The sequence below is a fragment of the Streptosporangium lutulentum genome (genome assembly GCF_030811455.1).
Taxonomy (GTDB): Bacteria; Actinomycetota; Actinomycetes; order Streptosporangiales; family Streptosporangiaceae; genus Streptosporangium; species Streptosporangium lutulentum.
Genome location: NZ_JAUSQU010000001.1, coordinates 9,673,176 through 9,693,312, shown reverse-complemented (window position 1 = coordinate 9,693,312; position 20,137 = coordinate 9,673,176). Strand labels below are relative to the sequence as shown.

The window sequence follows — 20,137 nt, the reverse complement described above, 5'->3', positions numbered from 1 at the left end:
GCCGGAACCGCGAGGTCCGCCACCGCGGCGCGGACCGGCGCGGGTCAAGGGAGCACGTCCACGTGATCACAGGCTCGCGGTGGCACGGCTGATCGGGCCACGGGTCATCACGGCTTGATCGAGCTGAATATTCGTCACTGGAGAACTGAATGTCTTTGTCGCGTGTGCTCGCGCATTCCACCGCAGCGGTGTGGGGCGTCGTGCCCGACGCCGTCCGGAACCTCCTGCCGCGCCCTCGTGAAACGCGAGCCTGTGCCGGTGGACTTCAGATCGCGCTGCGCACGGTCGGTGGTCCGGGCACCGACCGGGTGGCGCGGCGGCTCGAGACACTGCTCCTCACGCTGAAAGGTGTCGAGAGGGCGGAGGTCAACGGTGTCCTCGGCTCCATCTTCGTGGGATGCGAGCCGGGCTCGGTCGACCTGGAGAAGATCCTGTCGATCATCGAGGATTTCGACGGCGGCGAGGACACCGACGAAGACCTCGGTGAGGATGACGGCGAGGAGTTCGACGAGGACTTCGGCGAGGACGCCGAGAAGGATCAGTCGCAGGGGGCGGCGCTGTCCAACCTGATGGGGCATCACACCCGTGCCGGCATCCGCCTCGGCGCGAGCCTGGTCGGGACCGGGCTGGCGTTCGCCGGTCGCACGGTCAGTCTCCCGCCGCTGTCCCCCGTCGTCCCCGCTCTGCTGAACCTGGTCGAATCCACTCCGCGAATCCGTCACGAGATGGAACGCCGTCTCGGCCGCCCGGCCACCAGTGCCCTGTTCTCGACGACGAACATCATCGCCCACACGCTCGCGCTGCGTCCGACCGGACTGCTCGTCCAGACGGCGACCGCCGCCAGTCGTTACGTGGAGGCACGCGAAACGCGGCAGGCCTGGGAGGTGCACGAGCAGAAGCTGTCCTCCACGAACGGGGCCTACCGCCATACGCGGAAAGCGAGGAAGCGGCGTTCGGCTCCCATGGCCCACAGCCCCGTGGAACGGTTCCAGCGTTTCGTGAGCCCGGCGGCTCTGGGCGCCTCCATCGTGACCCACCTCGTGAGCAACGACAGGCAGCGGGGACTCGCCACCCTGATCACGACGACGCCCAAGGCCGCCAGAGGGGGCACCGAGTCCTTCGCCGCCGCCGTCGGGCGCAAGCTGGCCAAGCGCGGCGTGATCGTTCTCAACAACGCCGCCCTGCGCCACATGGACGGCATCGACACGGTCGTCCTCGACGCCGACACGCTCGACACCGGTTCCTGGACGATCGACCGCGTCGTCCCGTTCGCCGACGACCTGGACACCGACGAGTTGCACGCGCGGCTCTACGCTCTGGTCGACTTCAGCGACCCGGGCAAGCGACGGGAGAACGACGCGTGGGTGGCCGAGCCGCTGACGGATCTGGCCGAGCTCGACCCTGAGGATGCCCGGGAATGGGAGGCCCGAGGGCTTCGGCCCGTCGGCGTGAGGAGGCAGGGGGATCTGATCGCCCTGGTCGGCCTGGCACCGGAGGTCGACCCCCTGGCCGACGCGATCGTCGCCGCGGCCGGAGCCGGGTGCACCGTGATGCTGGCGGGAGGCGACGAAGGGCTCGGCCTCCGGCTCTCCATCGACGAGACCCTGCCGGGCGGCCGGCGGCTGGCCGCGTCGATCCGTACGCTCCAGGCCGACGGCCATGGGGTGGCCGTGGTGTCGAGACGCTCGGGGGCCGCGCTGGCCCAGGCCGATCTGGGCATCGGCGTGCCGAGCCGGTCGGGCCGGATGCCCTGGGACGGGGACGTGATCGCCGAGCTCGACGGCGTCCATCTGCTCCTGAGCTGCCTGGCCCCGGCGAGGAAGACGGGCGAGCAGTGCGTGTGGCTCAGCGCGGCGGGAGCCGCCGTCGGCGTCACGCTGACGACCGTCGGACCGCCGGCGACGGCCGTGGACAGGGCCAGCCTGGTGAACGACTGCACGGCGCTGGCCGCGGTCGGCGTGGGCGAGTGGTCGGCCAGGAACATCGGGCGCGGGAGCCTCCCCTCCCGGAGCGATCGCACCCCCTGGCACGCCATGTCGGCCAAGGACGTCCTCGCCCGCCTCGGTTCGTCGTCCAAGGGGATCACCGAGACGGAGGCCGCGAAGCGCAGGAAGTCCTCGGGTCCCGAGGAACCCGAGGGACCGGATTCGCTGCTCCGCACGTCCGTCGAGGAGCTGGCCAACCCGCTGACCCCGGTGCTGGGGGCGGGGGCGGGCGTGTCCGCCGTCGTCGGTTCGATCTCCGACAGCGTGCTGATATCCGCGGTCATGCTCATCAACGCGCTCATCGGAGGAGGCCAGCGGTACGCCGCCGACCGGGCGCTGCACCGCCTGACCGAGTCGGTCGCCGTTCGCGTACGGCTCCGCCGCCCCCATGAGGACGGGGAGAAGACGACCGCCGACAACCTCGTACCGGGCGATGTCATCGAGCTGCGCGCGGGCGACGCCGTACCGGCCGACGCCCGCGTGCTCACCGCCGTGGGCCTCGAACTCGACGAGGCGAGCCTGACCGGCGAATCCATGCTCGTCGCCAAGTCACCGGCCCCCGTCAGCGCGTCCGCCCTCGCCGACCGGAGCTCGATGGTCTACGAGGGCACGACGGTGGCGGCCGGTCACGGACTCGCCGTGGTCGTCGCGGCGGGCGACGCGACCGAGGTGGCGCGCACCGCCAACCTCGACGTGGAGCAGCACCCGCAGACCGGCGTGCAGCTCAGGCTGCAGGCGCTGAGCCGGCGGATCCTTCCGATCTCGATCGGCGCCGGGGTCGTCCTGCTGGTCACCGAGATGCTCCGGGGCAAATCGGTGTCGGCCGCGCTCGCCCCCGCGGTGAGCCTCGCCGTCGCCGCGGTGCCCGAAGGGCTGCCCTTCGTGGCCTCGGTCGCGGAGCTCGCCGCCGCCAAGCGGCTGTCGACCCGCAACACCCTGGTGCCCAACCCCTCCACCATCGAGGCCCTCGGCCGGGTGAACGTGCTCTGCTTCGACAAGACGGGGACGTTGACCGAGGGGCACATCAGGCTGCGGTTCGTCTCGGACGGACGCGCCGGAGCTCTCTTGGAGAAGCTGACGCCCCAGCTGAAGCAGATCGTGGCCACCGGGCTGCGTGCGAGCCCCCGCGCCGACAAGAAGCCCATCCCCCACCCCACCGACCGCGCCGTGATCAAGGGCGCCAAGCGGCTGAAGGTAACGCCCGAGGAGGGGCTGAACACCTGGAAACGAGTCGACGAGATTCCCTTCGAACCGGGACGCGGCTACCACGCCGTGCTCGGGCTGAGCGGCTCGGGACACCTGCTGAGCGTCAAGGGCGCCCCGGAGGCCGTGCTCATCCGCTGCACGCACCTGCTCCGCGATCACAAGACGATCCCTCTCGACGCGTCCCTCAGGGCAGAACTCGAAAAGGAGGTCAACCGGCTCGCCCTCCAGGGATACCGGGTGCTCGCGGTGGCGGAGCGCCCCGCCTCCGACCGGAGTGATCTCGACGAGCCCCGGGTCAACGAGCTGACCTTCCTGGGCTTCCTCTGCCTGGCCGACCCCGTCCGGCCCACGGCGGCGGAGAGCGTCGGCCGCCTGATGCGGGCGGGCGTCCGGATCGTCATGATCACGGGTGATCACCCGAGCACCGCCGAGGCCATCGCCTCCGAGCTCAACGCTCTGAACGGCTCGCGGATCATGACCGGCCCGGAGGTGGACGACCTCGACGACGAGTCCCTGATGAAGGTGCTGCCCGAGGTGGCGGTCTTCGCCAGGACCACCCCGGCCCACAAGGCCCGCATCGTCAGCTGCCTGCGCCGAGCCGGTCAGGTCGTGGCGGTCACCGGCGACGGCGCCAACGACGCCCCCGCGATCCGCACCGCGGACGTGGGGATCGCCCTCGGGTCCCGCGCCACCCAGGCGGCCCGGGCGGCCGCCGACGTCGTGGTGACCGACGACCGCATCGAGACGATCGTCGACGCGATCATCGAGGGCAGGGCCATGTGGGGCTCGGTCCGCGACGCCCTGAGTATCCTGCTCGGCGGCAACCTCGGAGAGATCGTCTTCACGGTCGCGTCCAGCCTGATCGCCGGGCAGAACGTGCTGAACGCCCGCCAGCTCCTGCTGGTCAACCTGCTCACCGACATGCTCCCGGCGATGGCGGTGGCCATCCGGCCTCCGGAGGCGACCAGCCCGGAGAAGCTGCTCGCCGAGGGCCCGGAGGCCTCGCTGGGGACGTCCCTGACCCGTAACATCTACCTGCGCGCCGGTGTCACCGCGACCGCGGCCGGTGTCGGCTGGTCGATCGGGCGGGTGACCGGTACGCAGGTACGGGCGAACACGATCGGACTGGTCGCGCTGGTGGCGGCGCAGCTGTTCCAGACCCTGGCCATGGGCAAACGAGACCGTATGGTCGCGCTGGCCGCCCTCGGGTCCCTCCTCGTGCTGGGCCTGATCGTCACGATTCCGGGCCTCTCCCGGTTCTTCGGCTGCCGCCCGCTCGGGCCCGTGGGATGGAGCGTCGCCCTCGGAAGTGCCGCGGCCTCCACGCTTCTGGGGATGATGATCGAGCCGATGACACGCGAGATGTCACCGAACGTTAACTGATTGGCAACCATGACTAGCCGGTTTATACAACTTACTGCTAGAACATCCCACTAAGAGACCATTTCTCTACGTGAGGTTGTTATGTCTGGATTCCTGTCCTCGGTTCTCGCCAAGGCGGTCTTCCTTCTGCTGGAGGCGCTCGTCATGCGCATCGTGCAGTCTCTCGCCGTCTCGATGGCCCGGCGCGGAGGTCTCCTGCCTGCCTGAAAACCAAACATGCCGCCCACCGCCGCCCTCTGGGCGCGGAAGGGCCGAAGCAGACCCCTCGCGCATCCCGTGGCCAGAGGCCCGAGGCGGATCGGCAGGGGTAGCACACCGGGTGACTCCACCCCGGTGCTTTCAGCGATCCCGGACTACTTTTCTGTGACGGCCGGCCTTCAGGAGCCCGTTGAGGCCGTAGAGGAACCTTTCCCTCGGGTCCGGCCGAGCGAGGTGGCGAGCCGCCGAATCGCATGAAGACGAGCTCCGTCCTCATAGACGATCAGCGAGGCGCCCTACGACCCCGGACACGGCCGTCCACGCTCCCGGATGTGCTCGCGGACGGCCGTGTCGCCTGTCGTCGCCTGCCGGCGAGGGACTACCTGCGGCCGCTGCTCACGGCGTTGTACTGCAGGTCCTGCACCGAGAAGTTCTGGCGGACCTCGAACGGCGAGGCGACCTCGGCGGTCGTCGCGCCGCCACGTGTCACGGACACGCTGTTGGTGCCGTACTTCAGCGGATACTGCTGGGCGCTCACTCCGGCCGGAGCCTGCTGGCTCTGGACGGTGCCCCCGATCGACGCCTTGACCGTGGCCGCCCCGGTGAGGAAGGACAGGATCTCCACGGTGTCGCGGGGCGTGCTCGCACCGGAACGCGGAGTCATGAATTTGGTCTGCGTGCCGGACGTGGGACGCGCGGCCGCCATCTGGACCCGGTGGGTGAGGTAGACGGTGTCACGGACGATCGGCGGAGACGCCCCGGTCTTCAGCTTGGTCAGGTAGTACGACGAGATGTCGAGGTAGGCGCCGCCGTTGTGCGCGGACGGCACGAACTGCGTCCCCTCAGAGAAGTCGTTCCACGTGGTGAGCTGGACCCAGTCGGTCCCGCCGGAGATGGCGTTTTCCCAGGTGACCCGGAGGTTCTCGGTGTTGTTCGCCTCGTCGTAGATGCCCTGGTTGGGCCGCTCGTCCTGAATGGCCACGGGCTGCATCCAGATCTTGCCGAGATCGTGGGACGCCTTGATGTTGCCGGCGATGCCCGACTGCTGGTTGGGACTGCGGTTACCCCAGTTGGAGAAGCCATGGCTGATCGGGGCGAAGGCCTTGTAGTTGGCGGCGAAGTTCAGGAAAACCGGGACCAGCGCCACCTTGATGCCGTGTGCCTGCTGCATCTCGTTGATGAAGCCCGTCCACCAGGCAGCGGTCTGGTTCTCGGCCTTGAACGGCGAGATGACCAGGCTCCCGTCACCCAGGCGGTAGGCCGAGTCCGACTCGGCCAGCTCGGCCATCGACGTGGCGAGGGTGGCGGCGTCGGCCTTCAGCGACGTCATGTCAGGCATGAGGACGATGCTGAAGCCCGGGTCGACGTTCTCCGCGGCCTCGATCAGCAGCTTGGCCCGCGTCCAGTTCTGGCTGGTCAGCGAGAGGATGTCCAGAGTGAAGCCGTCGATGCCCGCGGCCCTGGCGGTTCGCACCTCCGTCTCCATGTCCGCCAGCTGCCAGTTGCCGGACAGCGGGGCCCGCGGAAGCGGACGGTCGCGGAGCAGCCCGCCGTACGCGATGTGCTTGCCCGACTCCCCGGCGGGGTTGAGGTAGTTCCTGGTGTAGTAGTCCTCGCTCTCCGCCTTGTTGTCGAAGGAGGTGGGATAGGGCGTGAAGTAGTGCGCGAACACCTTCTTCGGCGAGGCACGCAGTGCCTGGACGGAGGGCAGGTCGAACGGCAGCGGCCCTTCCGCGACCACCGGTGCCTCGGTGTAGGAGATCACGAGACGCGGACCCATGCCGCCCGGCGCGCGGGAGGAGTGCAGGACCGCCTGGGCGCCCGCCGACGCCGTCAGGCCGAAGGAGTAGTCGCCGTTCCCGTCGAACGCGGACGAGACGTCGAGCCGAGCCACCTCACCGCTGGTGAAGCCGGTCCGTTCGGCGATCGTCGACCCGAGCGCCGGCTGCTTGGTCCACGACGTGGAGGCGACCTCCCATGCCGCGGTGACCTGGTGCACCGCCACGGTCGTACCGGTTGACCGCGCGGGCTGGAGCTCCAGCGCCATCGTGACATCCGTCGCACCGGAGGGAACACCGGCGACGTCGAACCGGAGCAGGGCGCGCCGTTCGGAGTCGGCGACCCCGTCACAGGCCTTCGGGCACACGGACAGCCACGTGTAGTCGGCATGGTTCCGGGTGGGGCTCGCCTGGCTGACATAGACGTCGGCGGCGGCCGCCACCGTGATCTTCTCGACGGCGGCCTTCGTGCTCAACGCCTCCGAGGGCGCGCTTACCGTGCCGGCGAGTGCGACGGCCGTGAGGATAGTTAAGATCTTTTTCATTGGACCAGCCACTAAGGGGGTTCCCTTAAAAATCATGGAACGCAATATGCCACCAAACTAGGTTTTTTCAGGGAAAAACCAGATTTTGGTGGAGGCCGGTTCATGGATCTCGTCCTCGACGAACGAGACCGCCGGCGTGGAGCTGAGCGAGGACGTGCTCGACCGGATCGACGAGATCGTGCCTCCCGGCACCGAGATCAACCCGGCGGACAACCACCTCGCCGCGTCACCCGCGATCGGAGACAAGCGCCTCCGCCGCCGCTGACCGGCTTACTTCATCGAGATCGGCGATCTCGGCAATGGGAATGTCCGATGCACCGAGGGCGGTCACGGTCCCCATGACGCCGAAGCAAGGCCCTACGTCATTCGACGAGATACTCGGCCGCGGCGTCGAGGAGCCAGGCGGCGAGGTAGCCGGCGAACGACGAGCGCACGAAGATCACGAACTCGTCGCCCTCGTGGGCGACGAGCAGGATCTGGGCCCGGGCCAGCAGGGTCTGGGCGCACCGGCCGGGCCCGAACACCCTGGGGTGCAGATCGAGGGCGCAGCCGTGGGCCAGCAGGTCGCGCGCCCTGGGCCCGGCCACGAGCAGCGCCGTCCGCTGGGCCGAGACGTCGGTGATCCCGACGTGCTCCGTTCCGGCCGCGGACCGCAACCGGGCCTCCACCTCGTACGCGTCGCCGACCTCGTCCGCCTCCCCGACGACCAGCCATTCGTCGGGGCCGAGCCACAGCACGTCGACGTCCGCGCTCGCGTACGTGTTCGGTTCGGTGGGAAGCGGCGCCCCGAGGGCGAGGCCGATCTCGGCGACGGCGCGGCTCTCGGGGTCCACCCGCAGGTTGACCTGCGTGAGGAACGGCATCTCCGCCATGCGCAGGTCCCTGCTCGACACCGGTTCGAACCGAGTCAGCGGGCTCTGTCGCACGGCAGCCGGCTCAACCATCGCGGCGCGCTCCTTCGGGGTCGTAGAGAACATGACGGGTGACCGTGACGGGGATCATCTCGTCCCCGACCGGCACGTGGAGCCGCTCGCCGAGGCGCTCGCGCCCGCCGCTGACGAGGGCGAGGGCGAAGGTCCGGCCCAGCGCCGCGCTGCGGTAGCTGGAGGTGACGTGGCCGAGCGTCGGCACCGGCGGCTCGGGCAGTACGGAAGCGGCCACCAGGTGGGCCCCCTCGGGCAGCAGCCGGTCCTCGTCGACCGGCAGCAGGCCGACCAGGTGCTTGCGGTCGGGCCTGAGGTTGCCGGCGCGGGTGTAGGACCGCTTGCCGAGGAAGTCGGCCTTCTTCCTGGACACCACCCAGTCCATGCCCAGGTCGGCGGGGGTGACCGTGCCGTCGGTGTCCTGGCCGACGATGGGATAGCCCTTCTCCGCCCGCAGCACGTGCATGGTCTCGGTTCCGTACGGTGTGACCACGCCGGTCGCCTGGACGGCCTCCCACAGGGCGAGCCCGTCCCAGGCGCTGACGTTGATCTCGTAGGCCAGCTCTCCGGAGAAACTGATCCGGCACACCCGGGCCTCGATTCCCGCCACCCGGGCGTCGCGCCACGTCATGAACGGGAAGCTCTCGTTGCCGACGGCCAGTCCGGGGGCGAGCCCGGCCAGCACGTCCCGGGAATCCGGTCCCGCGAGCGCCACCGTCGCCCACTGCTCGGTGACGGAGGTGCAGTACACCTTCAGGGACGGCCACTCCGTCTGCAGCCACTCCTCCATCCAGTCCAGGACGGCGGCGGCGTTGCCCGTGGTCGTGGTCAGCAGGAACCGGTCCTCCGCCAGGCGGATCACCGTCCCGTCGTCGAAGACCATCCCGTCGGGGCGGCACATCACGCCGTAGCGGATCGCGCCCACCTTCAGCGTGCTCATCAGGTTGGTGTAGAGCCGGTCCAGCAGCTCGGCGGCGTCCGGCCCCTGGACGTCGATCTTGCCCAGTGTGGAGGCGTCCATCGCCCCCGCACCCTCGCGTACGGCCGCGCACTCCCGCAGGACCGCGGTCTCCATGTCCTCGCCCGGCCGGGGGTAGTACCAGGGGCGCTTCCACTGCCCGACGTTCTCGAACGGCGCGCCCCGCGCCACGTGCCACTCGTGCAGCGAGGTGACCCGGACGGGGTCGTGCAGCGCCCCCCTGTCACGCCCGGCGAGGGTGGCGAAGGAGACCGGGACGTACGGGGCCCGGAAGGTGGTGGTGCCGAGTTCGGCGACGTCCACTCCGAGGGCGTGCGCGACGATCCCGCTGGTCAGCACCCCCGAGGTCTTGCCCTGGTCATGGGCCGTCCCGGCCGTGGTGTAGCGCTTGACGTGCTCGACCGAGCGCAGCCCTGCGCCGGTCGCGCGCATGACGTCGGCGACGGTGACGTCCCGTTGCAGGTCGACGAAGTGGCTCCGGTAGTCGTCGGCGGGCACGAGCCACACGTGCTCCGCGGGGAGCGCCGCGACGGTCTCGGCCCGGGGAACAGCGGCCCGGGGAACATCGGCCCGGGGAACATCGGCCTGGGAAACGGCGCCCCGGGCAACCGGCGCGGGCCGGGCCGTATCGGAGACCGGTCCGGGCGGGGCGGGACGGAAGCCTGCCGCCTTCGCCGCGCGGTCTCCGGCCTCGGCCCCGTCGGCGAGGCAGCCCTCCAGGGTGAACACCCCTCGCGCGGCCCCCGCCACCTCCACCGCCTGGCGGACGGCTCCGGGAACGAACGTGCCGAGCTCCTCGTCGTAGCGGAGCCTGCCCCCCGCCTGGCCGAACAGGTGGACCACGGGGTTCCAGCCGCCCGAGACGAGCAGGAGGTCGGCCTCGATCTCGCGCCCGGACCCCGCGCCGCCCCCGGAGGCGTCACGCCTGGAAACGGTCACCGAGGTGACGGCGTCCTGCCCGCCCACCCCGGTGACGACGTGCCCGGCGAGCACCTCGGAACCGTCCCACCCCCGGCCGCCGCCCGGCCGTGCGTCGACGACGGCGGCGATCTCGACGCCGGCGTCCGCCAGGTCGCGGGCCGCGGCGTAGGCGCTGTCGTTGGTCGTGAACACCACGGCCCGGCGTCCGGGCAGGACTCCGTACCTGTTGGCGTAGGCGCGGGCGGCCCCGGCGAGCATGACCCCCGGCCGGTCGTTGTCGGCGAAGGCGATCGACCGCTCGTGCGCGCCGGTCGCCAGCACGACGCGGCGGGCGCGGATACGCCAGACCCGCTCGCGGGAGTAGGCCCGCTCCCCCCGGCGCTCCACCGCGACCAGGTAGTTGTCGTCGTAGTAGCCGAACACGCTGGTGCGCCTGAGCACCAGCGCCTCGGGGCGGCTCTCCAGCTCGGCCAGTGCCGCGGCGGCCCAGCCGGCCCCGGAAACGCCGTCGATCGTCTCGGTGGTGTCCAGGAGGCAGCCGCCGGCCGCCGGCCGGTCGTCTGCGAGGATCACCCGGGCTCCCGAGGCGGCGGCGGACAGCGCCGCGCGGAGCCCGGCCGGCCCCGCCCCGACCACCAGCACGTCGCAGTGGGCGTGGACGGCGTCGTAGCGCGCCGGGTCGGGCTCGTCGCTCAGCCTTCCCTTTCCCCGCAGGCCCCTGGCGACCAGCCCGTCGTACAGCTCGACGGTGGTGGCCTGCAGCATCGGCTCGGGAAAGGGGTGTTCGATCTGAACGATCGCGCTGGGCTCCTCGGTCCACGCGGCGAAGACGCCCCGGGGACGGCCCAGCCCGACGCTCGTCGCCACCGTGCGCACGCCGTTGGCGAGCAGGGCGGAGGCGAGCGTGTCACCCCGGCACCCTTCGAGGTCCCGGCCGTCGAACCGGAACCGCAGCACCTCGCCCCGGTGGGTGTCCCTGCGGAACGGCTGGGAGTTCACGCGCTCACCGGCCTTGTCTCACCCGTGCGGTAGACGGCGTGGATCTCGTTGGTGGCCGTGTCCCTGACCACGTTGAACCAGCGGCGGCAGGCGGCCGTGTGGTTCCACCGTTCGGCGAACGGCCCCTTGGGGTTGTCACGGAAGAACAGGTAACGGGCCCATTCGGTGTCGGAGAGCGCGGCGGGATCGTCGGGATAGGCGACGTGCGCCTGCCCGCCGTAGTGGAACTCGGCCTCGTCGCGAGGCCCGCACCACGGGCAGGGGATCAGCAGCATCGGGCGGCCTCTCCTTCGAAGGAGTCGTTCGGTGGGCTGGTGTCTGCGGGCTGCTCGGCGGTCGGCCGGTGAGCTGATCGGTGAGCTGATCGGCGCATGGCCGGTCAGTGGGCCACGGCGGCGGCGCCGTGCTCGTCCACGAGCGCGCCCGTGGTGAACCGTTCGAGGGAGAAGGCGGCGTTGAGCGGATGCGGCTCGCCGTGGGCGATCGTGTGCGCGTAGCACCACCCCACCCCCGGCGTGGCCTTGAAACCGCCGGTGCCCCACCCGCAGTTGACGTACAGCTCGTCCACCGGGGTGAGCCCGACGACCGGCGAGGCGTCGGGGCTGACGTCCACCACCCCGCCCCACGTCCGCAGCACGTGCGCCCGCGCGAAGACGGGGAACAGCTCCAGCGCCGCCGCCATCTGCTGCTCGATGATGTGGAACGCGCCGCGCTGCCGGTAGGAGGTGTAGGCGTCGATGCCCGCCCCCATGACCAGCTCACCCTTGTGGGCCTGGCTGACGTAGACGTGCACGGCGTTGGACATGACCACCGTCGGGTGCACGGGCTCCAGCAGCTCCGACACCAGCGCCTGCAGGGGATGGCTCTGCACGGGGAGCTCCACTCCCGCCATCCGGCCCACGACCGAGGAGTGGCCGGCCGCGCACAGGGCGACCTTGCCCGCCGCGATACGGCCCCCGGTGGTCTGTACGGCCCGCACCCGCCCGTCGACGACGTCGATCCCGGTGACCTCGCAGTGCTCGATCAGGTCGACGCCCATCGCCGCGGCGGCGCGGGCGAACCCCCAGGCGACGTAGTCGTGCTTGGCGATCCCGGCGCGCGGCTGGTAGGTGGCGCCCAGCACCGGGTAGCGCACGTCGGGCGAGACGTTGACGATCGGGCAGACCTCCTTGACCTCCTCGGGGCCCAGCCACTCGGCGTCGACGCCGTTGAGCCGGTTGGCGTTGACGCGGCGCACGCTCTCCCGGACGTCCTGCATGCTGTGCGCGAGGTTGAGCACGCCGCGCTGGCTGAACAGGATCGGGTAACCGAGATCCTCTTCGAGTCCCTCCCACAGCTTGAGCGAATGCTCGTAGATGCCCGCGCTCTCGTCCCAGAGGTAGTTGGATCGGATGATCGTGGTGTTGCGGGCCATGTTTCCGCCCGCCAGCCAGCCCTTCTCCAGCACGGCGATGTCGGTGATCCCGTGGTTCTTGGCCAGATAGTAGGCGGTGGCCAGGCCGTGGCCGCCGCCGCCGACGATCACCACGTCGTAGGAGCTCTTCGGCTCGGGGCTGTTCCACAACCGGTCGGGGTGCTCGGGCAGCTCGTCGGTGCTCATCGTCGTCCTTCCGCGGTCCCGGCGACGTCGGCGGGCGGGACGGAGCCGGCCCTCCCGACACCGGGGGTACGTATGGTCATGAGTCTTCTCCCTTGCCGCGCCCCGGCTCCGCTCCCTCGCCGGGTCGTGGAGCGGGTTCCCCGGAGACACCGTGCCCTGGCCGCGCAGACACCCCATCGCCGGGTCGTACGGTTCCCGCCGTCGCCGCGCCCGGACGGGCCAGGCCGTGAAGCGGTTTTCCGGGGACGCCGTGGCCTAGCCACGCAGGCGCTCCATCGCCGGGTCGTAGAGCGGCTCCTCGGCGACGACGGCGGCGAGGCGCCGGTCGAAGTAGCCGATGTGGAGCGTCCGCCCGGGGACGGACAGCCCGGCCGGCAGCCAGGCGTAGGCGATGCCCTTGCCGATCGTGTAGCCGTAGGCGGCGCTGGTGACGTATCCGACGCAGTTCTCGCCGTCGTACACCGGCTCCTTGCCCATGACGACGGCCGCGGGGCCGTCGATCGTCAGGCAGGTGAGGCGGCGGCGCGGCGCCGCGCCGCGCTCCTGTAAGGCCGCGCGGCCGATGAAGTCGCCCTTGCCGGCCTTCCGTACGGCGAAGCCGAGCCCCGCCTCGTAGGGGTCGTGCTCGTAGGTCATGTCGGTGCCGAAGGAGCGGTAGCCCTTCTCCAGCCGCAGGCTGTTGAAGGCGCCGCGCCCGCCCGCGATGATCCCGTGGCGCTGCCCCCGCTCCCAGAGGGTGTCCCACAGTTTCGCGCCCAGGTCGGCGGTCGTGTAGAGCTCCCAGCCGAGCTCCCCGATGTAGGACAGCCGCAGTGCGGTGACGGGCACCGTCCCCACGTGGGCCCGCTTGCCGCGGAAGTAGCGGAAGCCGCCGGCGGCGAAGTCGGGGCCGGCCAGCGGCGCCACGAGGTCGCGGGCGCGGGGGCCCCAGACCCCGACGCAGCAGGTGCCCGGCGTGATGTCGCGGATCACGACCGACCCGTCGGCCGGGAGGTGGCGGTGGAACCAGTCGAGGTCGAGGTTGCCGTTGGCTCCGACCTGGAACAGGTCGCGGCCGAGCCGGGCGACGGTGATGTCGCCGCGGAGGCCGCCGTCGTGGCCGAGCAGCAGGCAGTAGGTGACCGAGCCGACGGACTTGTCGACGTCGCCCGTCGAGAGCCGCCGCAGGAAGGCGACGGCCCCGCGGCCGCTGACCTCGATCCGCTTGAGCGCCGTCATGTCGTACAGCGCGACCGACTCCCGCGACGCCTGGGCCTCGGCGGCGACGATCGGCGACCAGTGGCGGGCGGCCCAGTCGCCGGGGTCGGGGATGTCCCGGCCGTCGACCAGCGGGGCGTTGGCACCGTACCACTGGGGGCGCTCCCAGCCTCCGGCCTCCAGGAAGTACGCGCCGAGCTCGCGCTGGCGCGTGTGGAAGGGGCTCGTCCGCAGCGGGCGCAGGTTCTCCGGCGGTTGCAGCGGGTGGATGATGTCGTAGACCTCGACGAAGTTCTGGCAGTCGCGGGTCAGGACGTACTCCGGGGAGAGCTGGTGGGGCTCGAAGCGGTTGACGTCGCACTCGTGCAGGTCGAACGACGAGCAGTGGCCGTCCGCCAGCCACTCGGCCATGGCGCGGGCCACCCCCGCCGAATGCGTCACCCACACGGCCTCGGCCACCCAGAAGCCCTTGACCTCGGACGACTCCCCGAGCAGCGGCATGTTGTCGGTGGTGAAGGAGAACAGGCCGTTGACGCCCTCTTCGAGCTTCGCCTCCTGCGTGGCGGGCAGCAGCGCCCTGGTCTCGGCCCACGCCGGGGCGAAGTCGTCCTCGGTGAACGCCGTCACCGACGGCATCACCTCCGCCGCGTCGACCGAGAGGATCTCCTCCGGCCTCACCGGCATCGGGCGGTGGCCGTAGTAGCCGATGCCCAGCCGGTCGAACCGCTCCCGGTAGTACAGGTCGGCGTCCTGGTGGCGCAGGATGGGCCGGATCGCCTCCTCGGTCTGCCCGCTCAGCGCGGGGACGGGCCCGGTCCAGGCGAGCTGGTGCGCCAGGGGGGTCAGCGGGAGGGACATGCCCACCATGCCCGCGACCTTCGGGCCCCAGATGCCCGCGCAGCACACCACGACGTCCGCCGGGATCTCTCCCCGGTCGGTGACGACGGCGGCGACCCGATCGTCCTCGACGCGGATGTCCAGCACCTCGTGCCGCTCCAGCAGGCGCACGCCCCGTTCCTGGGCGCGCCGGAGCTGGACCTCGACGGCGCGCACGGCTCCGGCCAGGCCGTCGGTGGGAACGTACAGCCCGCCCAGGACCCGCTCGGGGTCGAGCAGGGAGTGCCGCTCCAGGCACTCCTCGGGCGTGAGCAGCCGGGCCTCGACGCTCCAGGAGGTGGCCCAGCCGTGGCGGCGGCGCAACTCGACGAGCCTTTCGGGCGTGGTGGCCACCTCCAGGCCGCCCACCTGGAGGAAGCAGCCGAGTGCCATGAGCTTCTCGACGGTGTAGCGGGCCATCTCCGTCATGGTCTTGGAGGGGTTCGTCTGGAACACCAGCCCGGGGGCGTGGGAGGACGATCCGCCCGTGGACGGCACGGCGCCCTGGTCGACGACGGTGATGTCGTCCCAGCCCTTCGCCGAGAGCTCGTCCGCCAGGGCTGCGCCGACGACTCCGGCTCCGATGATGACGACGCGCCGGCCTGTCATATCCACCTCCGTCGTTGCGCAGTCTGGAACATAGTGCGCTTCTCGCAACAGAGTGTCTTCCCTCGGGTGACGCTGTCAAGAATTCGGGCCGCCACGCGCTCAGGAGGTGGGAAGCCAGGCCCTCACCTCGTCCGGGGTGTCGTCCGTGCCGGCGTCGCACCCGGCGGTACCCGTCCGGACGGGGTCCTTACGTGGAGATCGTCCGTGGGCGCCGTCCTGCGGGGAGACCTTCTCCTCAGCTGCGGAACCACCGTTGCGGTTGGGGGCGGACGTTCTGCCACACGTGCTTGATCTCGCGGTATTCACCCAGGCCGGTCGGTCCCAGCTCGCGGCCGACGCCGGACTGCTTGAACCCGCCCCACTCCGCCTGCGGGACGTAGGGGTGGTAGTCGTTGATCCAGACCGTGCCGTGCCGGAGCCGTCCGGCCACTCTCTGCGCCTTGCCCGCGTCCTGCGTCCACACCGCTCCGGCGAGGCCGTAGTCGGTGTCGTTGCCGAGGCGGACCGCCTCGTCCTCACCGCTGAAACGCTCGACGGTCAGGACCGGGCCGAAGGACTCCTCGCGGACCACCCGCATGTCCCGGTGGCACTCGTCCAGCACGGTCGGCGGGTAGAAGTTGCCTGCCCCGGGGAGCCGCCGCCCGCCGCAGCGCAGCACCGCCCCCTCGGCGACCCCGGCCGCGACATAGTCCTCCACCTTGGCCAGATGAGCGGCCGAGATGAGCGGACCGGCCTCGGCCTCCGGGTCGAAGGGGCCGCCGAGCCTGATGCGTCCGGCCCGGCGCACCACCTCGTCGACGAAGGCGTCGTGCAGGGAGTCCTCCACCAGCAGCCGGGCGCCGGCGGAGCAGACCTGGCCGGAGTGGAGGAAGACCGCGGTCAGCGCGAAGTCGACGGCGGTCTCGAAGTCGGCGTCGGCGAAGACGATGTTGGGGTTCTTGCCGCCGAGTTCCAGCGCGACCTTCTTCACGGTCCTCGCCGCCGACGCCATGATGAGCCGGCCCGTCGCCAGACCTCCGGTGAACGACACCATGTCCACGTCGGGGTGCTCCGCCAGGGGCGCGCCGACCTCGGCGCCCGCGCCCAGCACGAGGTTGGCGACGCCCGGGGGCAGACCGGCCTCCTCCAGCAGGCGCATGAACATGATCGCGGTGGACGGCGTGAGCTCGCTGGGCTTGAGGACGAAGGTGTTTCCGGCGACCAGCGCGGGAGCGACCTTCCAGGAGGTCTGCAGCAGTGGGTAGTTCCACGGCGTGATGAGGCCGCACACGCCGACCGGCTCGTAGACCACCCGGCTGACGGCGTCGTCCCGGCCCGTGTCGACCACGCGGCCGGCCTCGGTCCCGGCGATGCCGCCGAAGTAGCGCAGGGACGCCACCACGTCGTCGACGTCGTACTCGCTCTCGACGAGCCGCTTCCCGGTGTCGAGCGACTCGGCTCGGGCGAAGTCCTTCTTGTCCCGTTCGAGCAGATCCGCCACGCGCAGGAGCAGGGCCCCGCGCTCGCGCTCCGGGGTCGCCGGCCAGGGGCCCTCGTCGAACGCCTTGCGCGCCTCGGCGATCGCGATCTCGGTGTCGGCTCCGGTGGCCTCCGCCACCGTGGCCACCAGGCCGCCGTCGGCGGGTGAACGGATCTCCCGGCGTCCGCCCGCGACGGGATCCCTCCAGCTGCCACCCAGATAGAGATCAGTCACGAACGGGCCGTCCTTCCGGCTATCGCATGATCTGTTGCGTATCACGCATCGGAATGCTTAACGAGGAACAGAATCGACCCTTTAGGTTCACCCGGTCAAGGGCCTGCCGTTTTCATCGCCCGACCAGCCGAGTCGCGAGGAAACCCGCTCCGCCGCCGCCCTCACCTGCCCGGCCACCTCGGGAAGCCGTTCCGCCGGAAGCCGGAAGGTCGGACCGGACACGCTCATCGAGGCGACGACCGCGCCCTCGACGTTGAAGACGGGCGCCGCCACCGCGGTGAGACCGATCTCCAGTTCGTCGACGGCGGTCGCGTATCCGCGCCCTCTGACGACGTCGAGTTCCTTCCTCAGCCGCCCGGCGTCGGTGACGGTCCGCTCCGTGAACGACCGCAACGGCCCGGCGGTCAATTCCTCCAGCCGTTCGGCGGGGGCGTGGGCGAGCAGCACCTTGCCGTTGGAGGTGGCGTGCAGCGCCACGCGCCGGCCCGCCCAGTTGTAGGCCTGCAGGGCCGAGGGCCCCGCCATCTGGTCGACGTACAGCGCCTCGTCGCGGTCGAGGATGGCGACGTTGACGGTCTCGCCGACCGCCGCCGCGAGCCTCTCCCCGATGGCACGGCTCTCCTGGACCACGTCGAGCCTGGCGGTCGTGGCGCCCGCGAGCCGGATGACCCCCACGCCCAGCCGGTACTTTCCCCGGTCGGCGGTCTGCTCGACGAGATCGTGCATCTCCAGCGTCATGACCAGCCGGAACGCCGTGGACCGGTGAACCCCCAGCTCCGCGGCGAGCTCGCTGACCCCCAGGTCTCCGCGCCGGGCGAGCAACGTGAGAACGGACAGCGCCCGGTCGACGGACTGCACCGCGGTGCCGTCCTTCTCCATATCGTTGCTCATGGCACAACTTTATGCGGGTTGTGCACCCTCCCTTGACCGCCACTGCACGAACGGCCTCAACCCCGCTGACCTGGCCGCCCTCGGCCGTGACATGACGCGCCTTCGGCGGGGTTTCCTTCACCCGGTTCCGCGCCGATCATGACCCGTGGGTCATGATCGGCGCCGCGGTCGGACGCGCTCCGTGCCTTGATCAGCTCACGTCGGACGCGCTCTGTGCCTTGATCAGCTCACGGGGCCGTAGACCAGGTGCAGGACACCGGTGCTGAACGCCGTTGAGTCGATCAGGCGGAGCGGGATCGCCTCGCCGGGCTCGAAGAGGCGCTTGCCCGCGCCCACCGCCACGGGGTGGACGAACAGGTGCAGTTCGTCGATCAGCTTTTCCTGCAGCAGCCAGCGGACCAGGGTGGCACTGCCGGTCACGCCGAGTCGGTTGTCCTGCTTCAGCTTGAGCAACTCCGCCTTGATGTCACCGCTGACCACCGTGGTGTTTTCCCAGTCGGCCTTCTCCAGCGTCGTCGACACGACGTACTTCAGGGTGGCGTTCATCTGGGCGGTTGTCGGGTCGGCCTGGTCGGCATGCGGCCAGAACGAGGCGAACTCATCGTAGGTGTGACGGCCCAGCAGCATCCCATCGTTACCGGTCATCAGCCCACCGACGGCCGCACCCATTTCGTCGTTGAAGTAGTCGCCCTGCCACGTCTGTGGCGCTTCGGTCACCCCGTCGAGCGTGATGAAAAGTCCAGCGTTGATCGATCCCATGGTTTCTCCTATGTCAAAGCACTCAGCCAGGTCTTCCACGCCTGACCGGCCTGATTTTCATCGATTTCAGAAAAAAGGTGATGGCCGATGAAGAAGCTCCCGAAATAGCCTTGGATGAACCGGAACAGACCGTCCGCGGTTCGGATACCCAGAGCTTGGGAGTTGACGAAGTCGACCTGCCCGTCGAGGTGGGGAACGCCCGGCACCGTCAGGCGTGCCGGGTCGCCGACCGCCGGCCGGTCGCCCAGACCGAGCGCGGCCCGCAGGGCGGCCCATGCCGCCGGCCAGTCCGCGACCGGTGGCCCCATGACGTCGACCGGTGTGGCGAAGCGCCCGGCGAAGTGGTCCAGGTACGCGACCAGCGTCTGGAAGTACATCTGGCCACCGATGGTCATGGCCTCGAACTCCGCCTCCCAGTCATCGTCGGGGAGGAAGCCACTGGTGACCAGCCGTAGTGCGGCGCTGCTCTGATCCCGGCCTTCGATGAGGTACTCGAAGGCGACGAACCGCTCGCCCGGCCCGTCGCTGCGATAGGCGAAACGGTTCGGCGGGTCCCATGCGGTGACCGTGCCGGTCGACACGAAACCGCCCAGGTCGGTCGTCACCGAGCCTGCCGGCCCGGGGTCGACCTCGTTACGGCCCATGAACCAGGAGTCGATGCCCGGCCCGGTCGCGATGGCGGCCCAGACCTCTTCGGCCGAGGCGGCGACGACGGCCTCGTCGCGCTCTTCCCACGCGTGTCCCATCTCAGGTCTCCTTCTCCGGAGTGCCCTTTGCCAGCAGGCTGTCGAGCGCCGGATGAACGGCGACGACGACACGGAACTTCCGCCCGCTCTGGCTTGTGTCGTCGTGGTACTTGCCGACAAGGCCGATCACCGCATTGGTGAGTTCCTCGGCGAAGGCGGCCCGGTCAGCGGCGGAGGCGAACCTCACCTCACCGTCGAGGGCGAACGTGGACACCCGCTTCCCGGCCCGGGTGGCCCCGGTGATCAGGGCCCCCACGTCGCTGACCAGCCGTGCCGCGACGGCCAGCAGCCAGCGCGCGGAGAGCCGGTCGGGCGAGCGCCGCGGATCGGGCGCGACCGTGGCCAGCGCGGCGGGTGAGATCACGTACGACGACGCGGTCGCCTGCAGCACCCGTTCGGTCATGTTGCCCTTGCGGCGTTCCTCGACCAGTTCGATCAGGCCGTGCCGCTCCAGCTCGCGCAGGTGGTAGTTCACCTTCTGCCGAGGCTGGTGGACCCGGACCGCCAGGCTGCTGGCAGACCCCGGCTCGGCCAGCTCGGCCAGCAGTCGCGCCCGCAAGGGATCCAGCGTGGCCGCAGCCGCCGTCGCATCCTCGATTACCGCCACGTCCAACATGTCGACCATCCTCACACCGATAATAATATCCGTCAAGACAAATTATTATGTCGGCTAACGTCGCGGTGAGCGTAGTAGCCGGCCAGAAGGGGTGTCCCCTCGTCGTGCCCGTCCGGGCGCTCGCGACTCACTCCCGGCGCGACCCGCCCTCGAACACGGTCCGTCCCCCGAACGACGGTCCCACTCCGGACCCGGGTCGCCCCGGGCCCGGCTCGGCGTGGTTTCAGCGCACC

At 70.5% G+C, this 20,137-nt stretch carries 14 protein-coding genes; 3 read left to right on the top strand and 11 right to left on the bottom strand.

The annotated features are described in order from the left end of the window. Positions 1-149: 149 nt before the first annotated feature. Entirely contained in the window at positions 150-4,574 is a 4,425-nt protein-coding gene (locus J2853_RS43725) for a cation-translocating P-type ATPase (protein ID WP_307567665.1), read from the top strand. A gap of 81 nt (positions 4,575-4,655) precedes the next feature. Next, positions 4,656-4,781 (top strand): hypothetical protein, encoded by a 126-nt coding sequence (locus J2853_RS43720; RefSeq protein WP_307567664.1) that lies wholly within the window; start codon positions 4,656-4,658, stop codon positions 4,779-4,781. 370 nt (positions 4,782-5,151) lie between these two features. Here J2853_RS43720 and J2853_RS43715 read toward each other — a convergent pair whose 3' ends face one another. Further along, positions 5,152-7,095, bottom strand: a complete 1,944-nt coding sequence (locus J2853_RS43715; protein WP_307567662.1) for a glycoside hydrolase family 71 protein — start codon at positions 7,093-7,095, stop codon at positions 5,152-5,154. Positions 7,096-7,183: 88 nt separating this feature from the next. Between J2853_RS43715 and J2853_RS43710 the strand changes: the two genes are divergently transcribed. Then, positions 7,184-7,360 (top strand): hypothetical protein, encoded by a 177-nt coding sequence (locus tag J2853_RS43710; protein ID WP_307567661.1) that lies wholly within the window; start codon positions 7,184-7,186, stop codon positions 7,358-7,360. A 97-nt stretch (positions 7,361-7,457) separates the two neighbouring features. Here J2853_RS43710 and J2853_RS43705 read toward each other — a convergent pair whose 3' ends face one another. The 10 genes from J2853_RS43705 to J2853_RS43660 all read right to left on the bottom strand — a co-directional run bounded on the left by J2853_RS43705 (position 7,458) and on the right by J2853_RS43660 (position 19,913). Beyond that, the gene (locus J2853_RS43705) at positions 7,458-8,039 is read right to left on the bottom strand and encodes a sarcosine oxidase subunit gamma (RefSeq protein ID WP_307567659.1); all 582 of its coding nucleotides are present in this window, start codon (positions 8,037-8,039) and stop codon (positions 7,458-7,460) included. Next, on the bottom strand, positions 8,032-10,917 hold the full coding sequence (locus J2853_RS43700) for a 2Fe-2S iron-sulfur cluster-binding protein (RefSeq protein WP_307567658.1): 2,886 nt from the start codon (positions 10,915-10,917) through the stop codon (positions 8,032-8,034). Before J2853_RS43700 ends, J2853_RS43705 begins: the two co-directional genes overlap by 8 nt. Beyond that, positions 10,914-11,192 carry a sarcosine oxidase subunit delta gene (locus tag J2853_RS43695; RefSeq protein ID WP_307567657.1) on the bottom strand — a complete coding sequence of 93 codons (279 nt, stop codon included), beginning with the start codon at positions 11,190-11,192 and terminating at the stop codon, positions 10,914-10,916. The genes J2853_RS43700 and J2853_RS43695 overlap by 4 nt, the downstream gene beginning before the upstream one ends. 104 nt (positions 11,193-11,296) lie before the next feature. Then, positions 11,297-12,517, bottom strand: coding sequence for a sarcosine oxidase subunit beta family protein (locus J2853_RS43690; RefSeq protein ID WP_307567655.1), 1,221 nt, complete (start codon positions 12,515-12,517; stop codon positions 11,297-11,299). Positions 12,518-12,772: 255 nt separating this feature from the next. Further along, on the bottom strand, positions 12,773-15,199 hold the full coding sequence (locus tag J2853_RS43685) for a GcvT family protein (protein WP_307567653.1): 2,427 nt from the start codon (positions 15,197-15,199) through the stop codon (positions 12,773-12,775). 235 nt (positions 15,200-15,434) lie between these two features. Next, on the bottom strand, positions 15,435-16,892 hold the full coding sequence (locus J2853_RS43680) for an aldehyde dehydrogenase family protein (protein WP_307567652.1): 1,458 nt from the start codon (positions 16,890-16,892) through the stop codon (positions 15,435-15,437). A gap of 87 nt (positions 16,893-16,979) precedes the next feature. Then, positions 16,980-17,783 carry an IclR family transcriptional regulator gene (locus J2853_RS43675; RefSeq protein ID WP_307567651.1) on the bottom strand — a complete coding sequence of 268 codons (804 nt, stop codon included), beginning with the start codon at positions 17,781-17,783 and terminating at the stop codon, positions 16,980-16,982. Positions 17,784-18,005: 222 nt separating this feature from the next. After that, on the bottom strand, positions 18,006-18,542 hold the full coding sequence (locus tag J2853_RS43670; RefSeq protein WP_307567650.1) for a dihydrofolate reductase family protein: 537 nt from the start codon (positions 18,540-18,542) through the stop codon (positions 18,006-18,008). An 8-nt stretch (positions 18,543-18,550) separates the two neighbouring features. Further along, complete coding sequence (locus J2853_RS43665; protein WP_307567649.1) at positions 18,551-19,288, bottom strand: SRPBCC family protein; 738 nt, start codon at positions 19,286-19,288, stop codon at positions 18,551-18,553. 1 nt (position 19,289) lies between these two features. Then, a complete protein-coding gene (locus J2853_RS43660; RefSeq protein WP_307569028.1) occupies positions 19,290-19,913 on the bottom strand; it encodes a winged helix-turn-helix domain-containing protein in 624 nt (207 codons plus the stop codon). Positions 19,914-20,137: the final 224 nt, after the last annotated feature.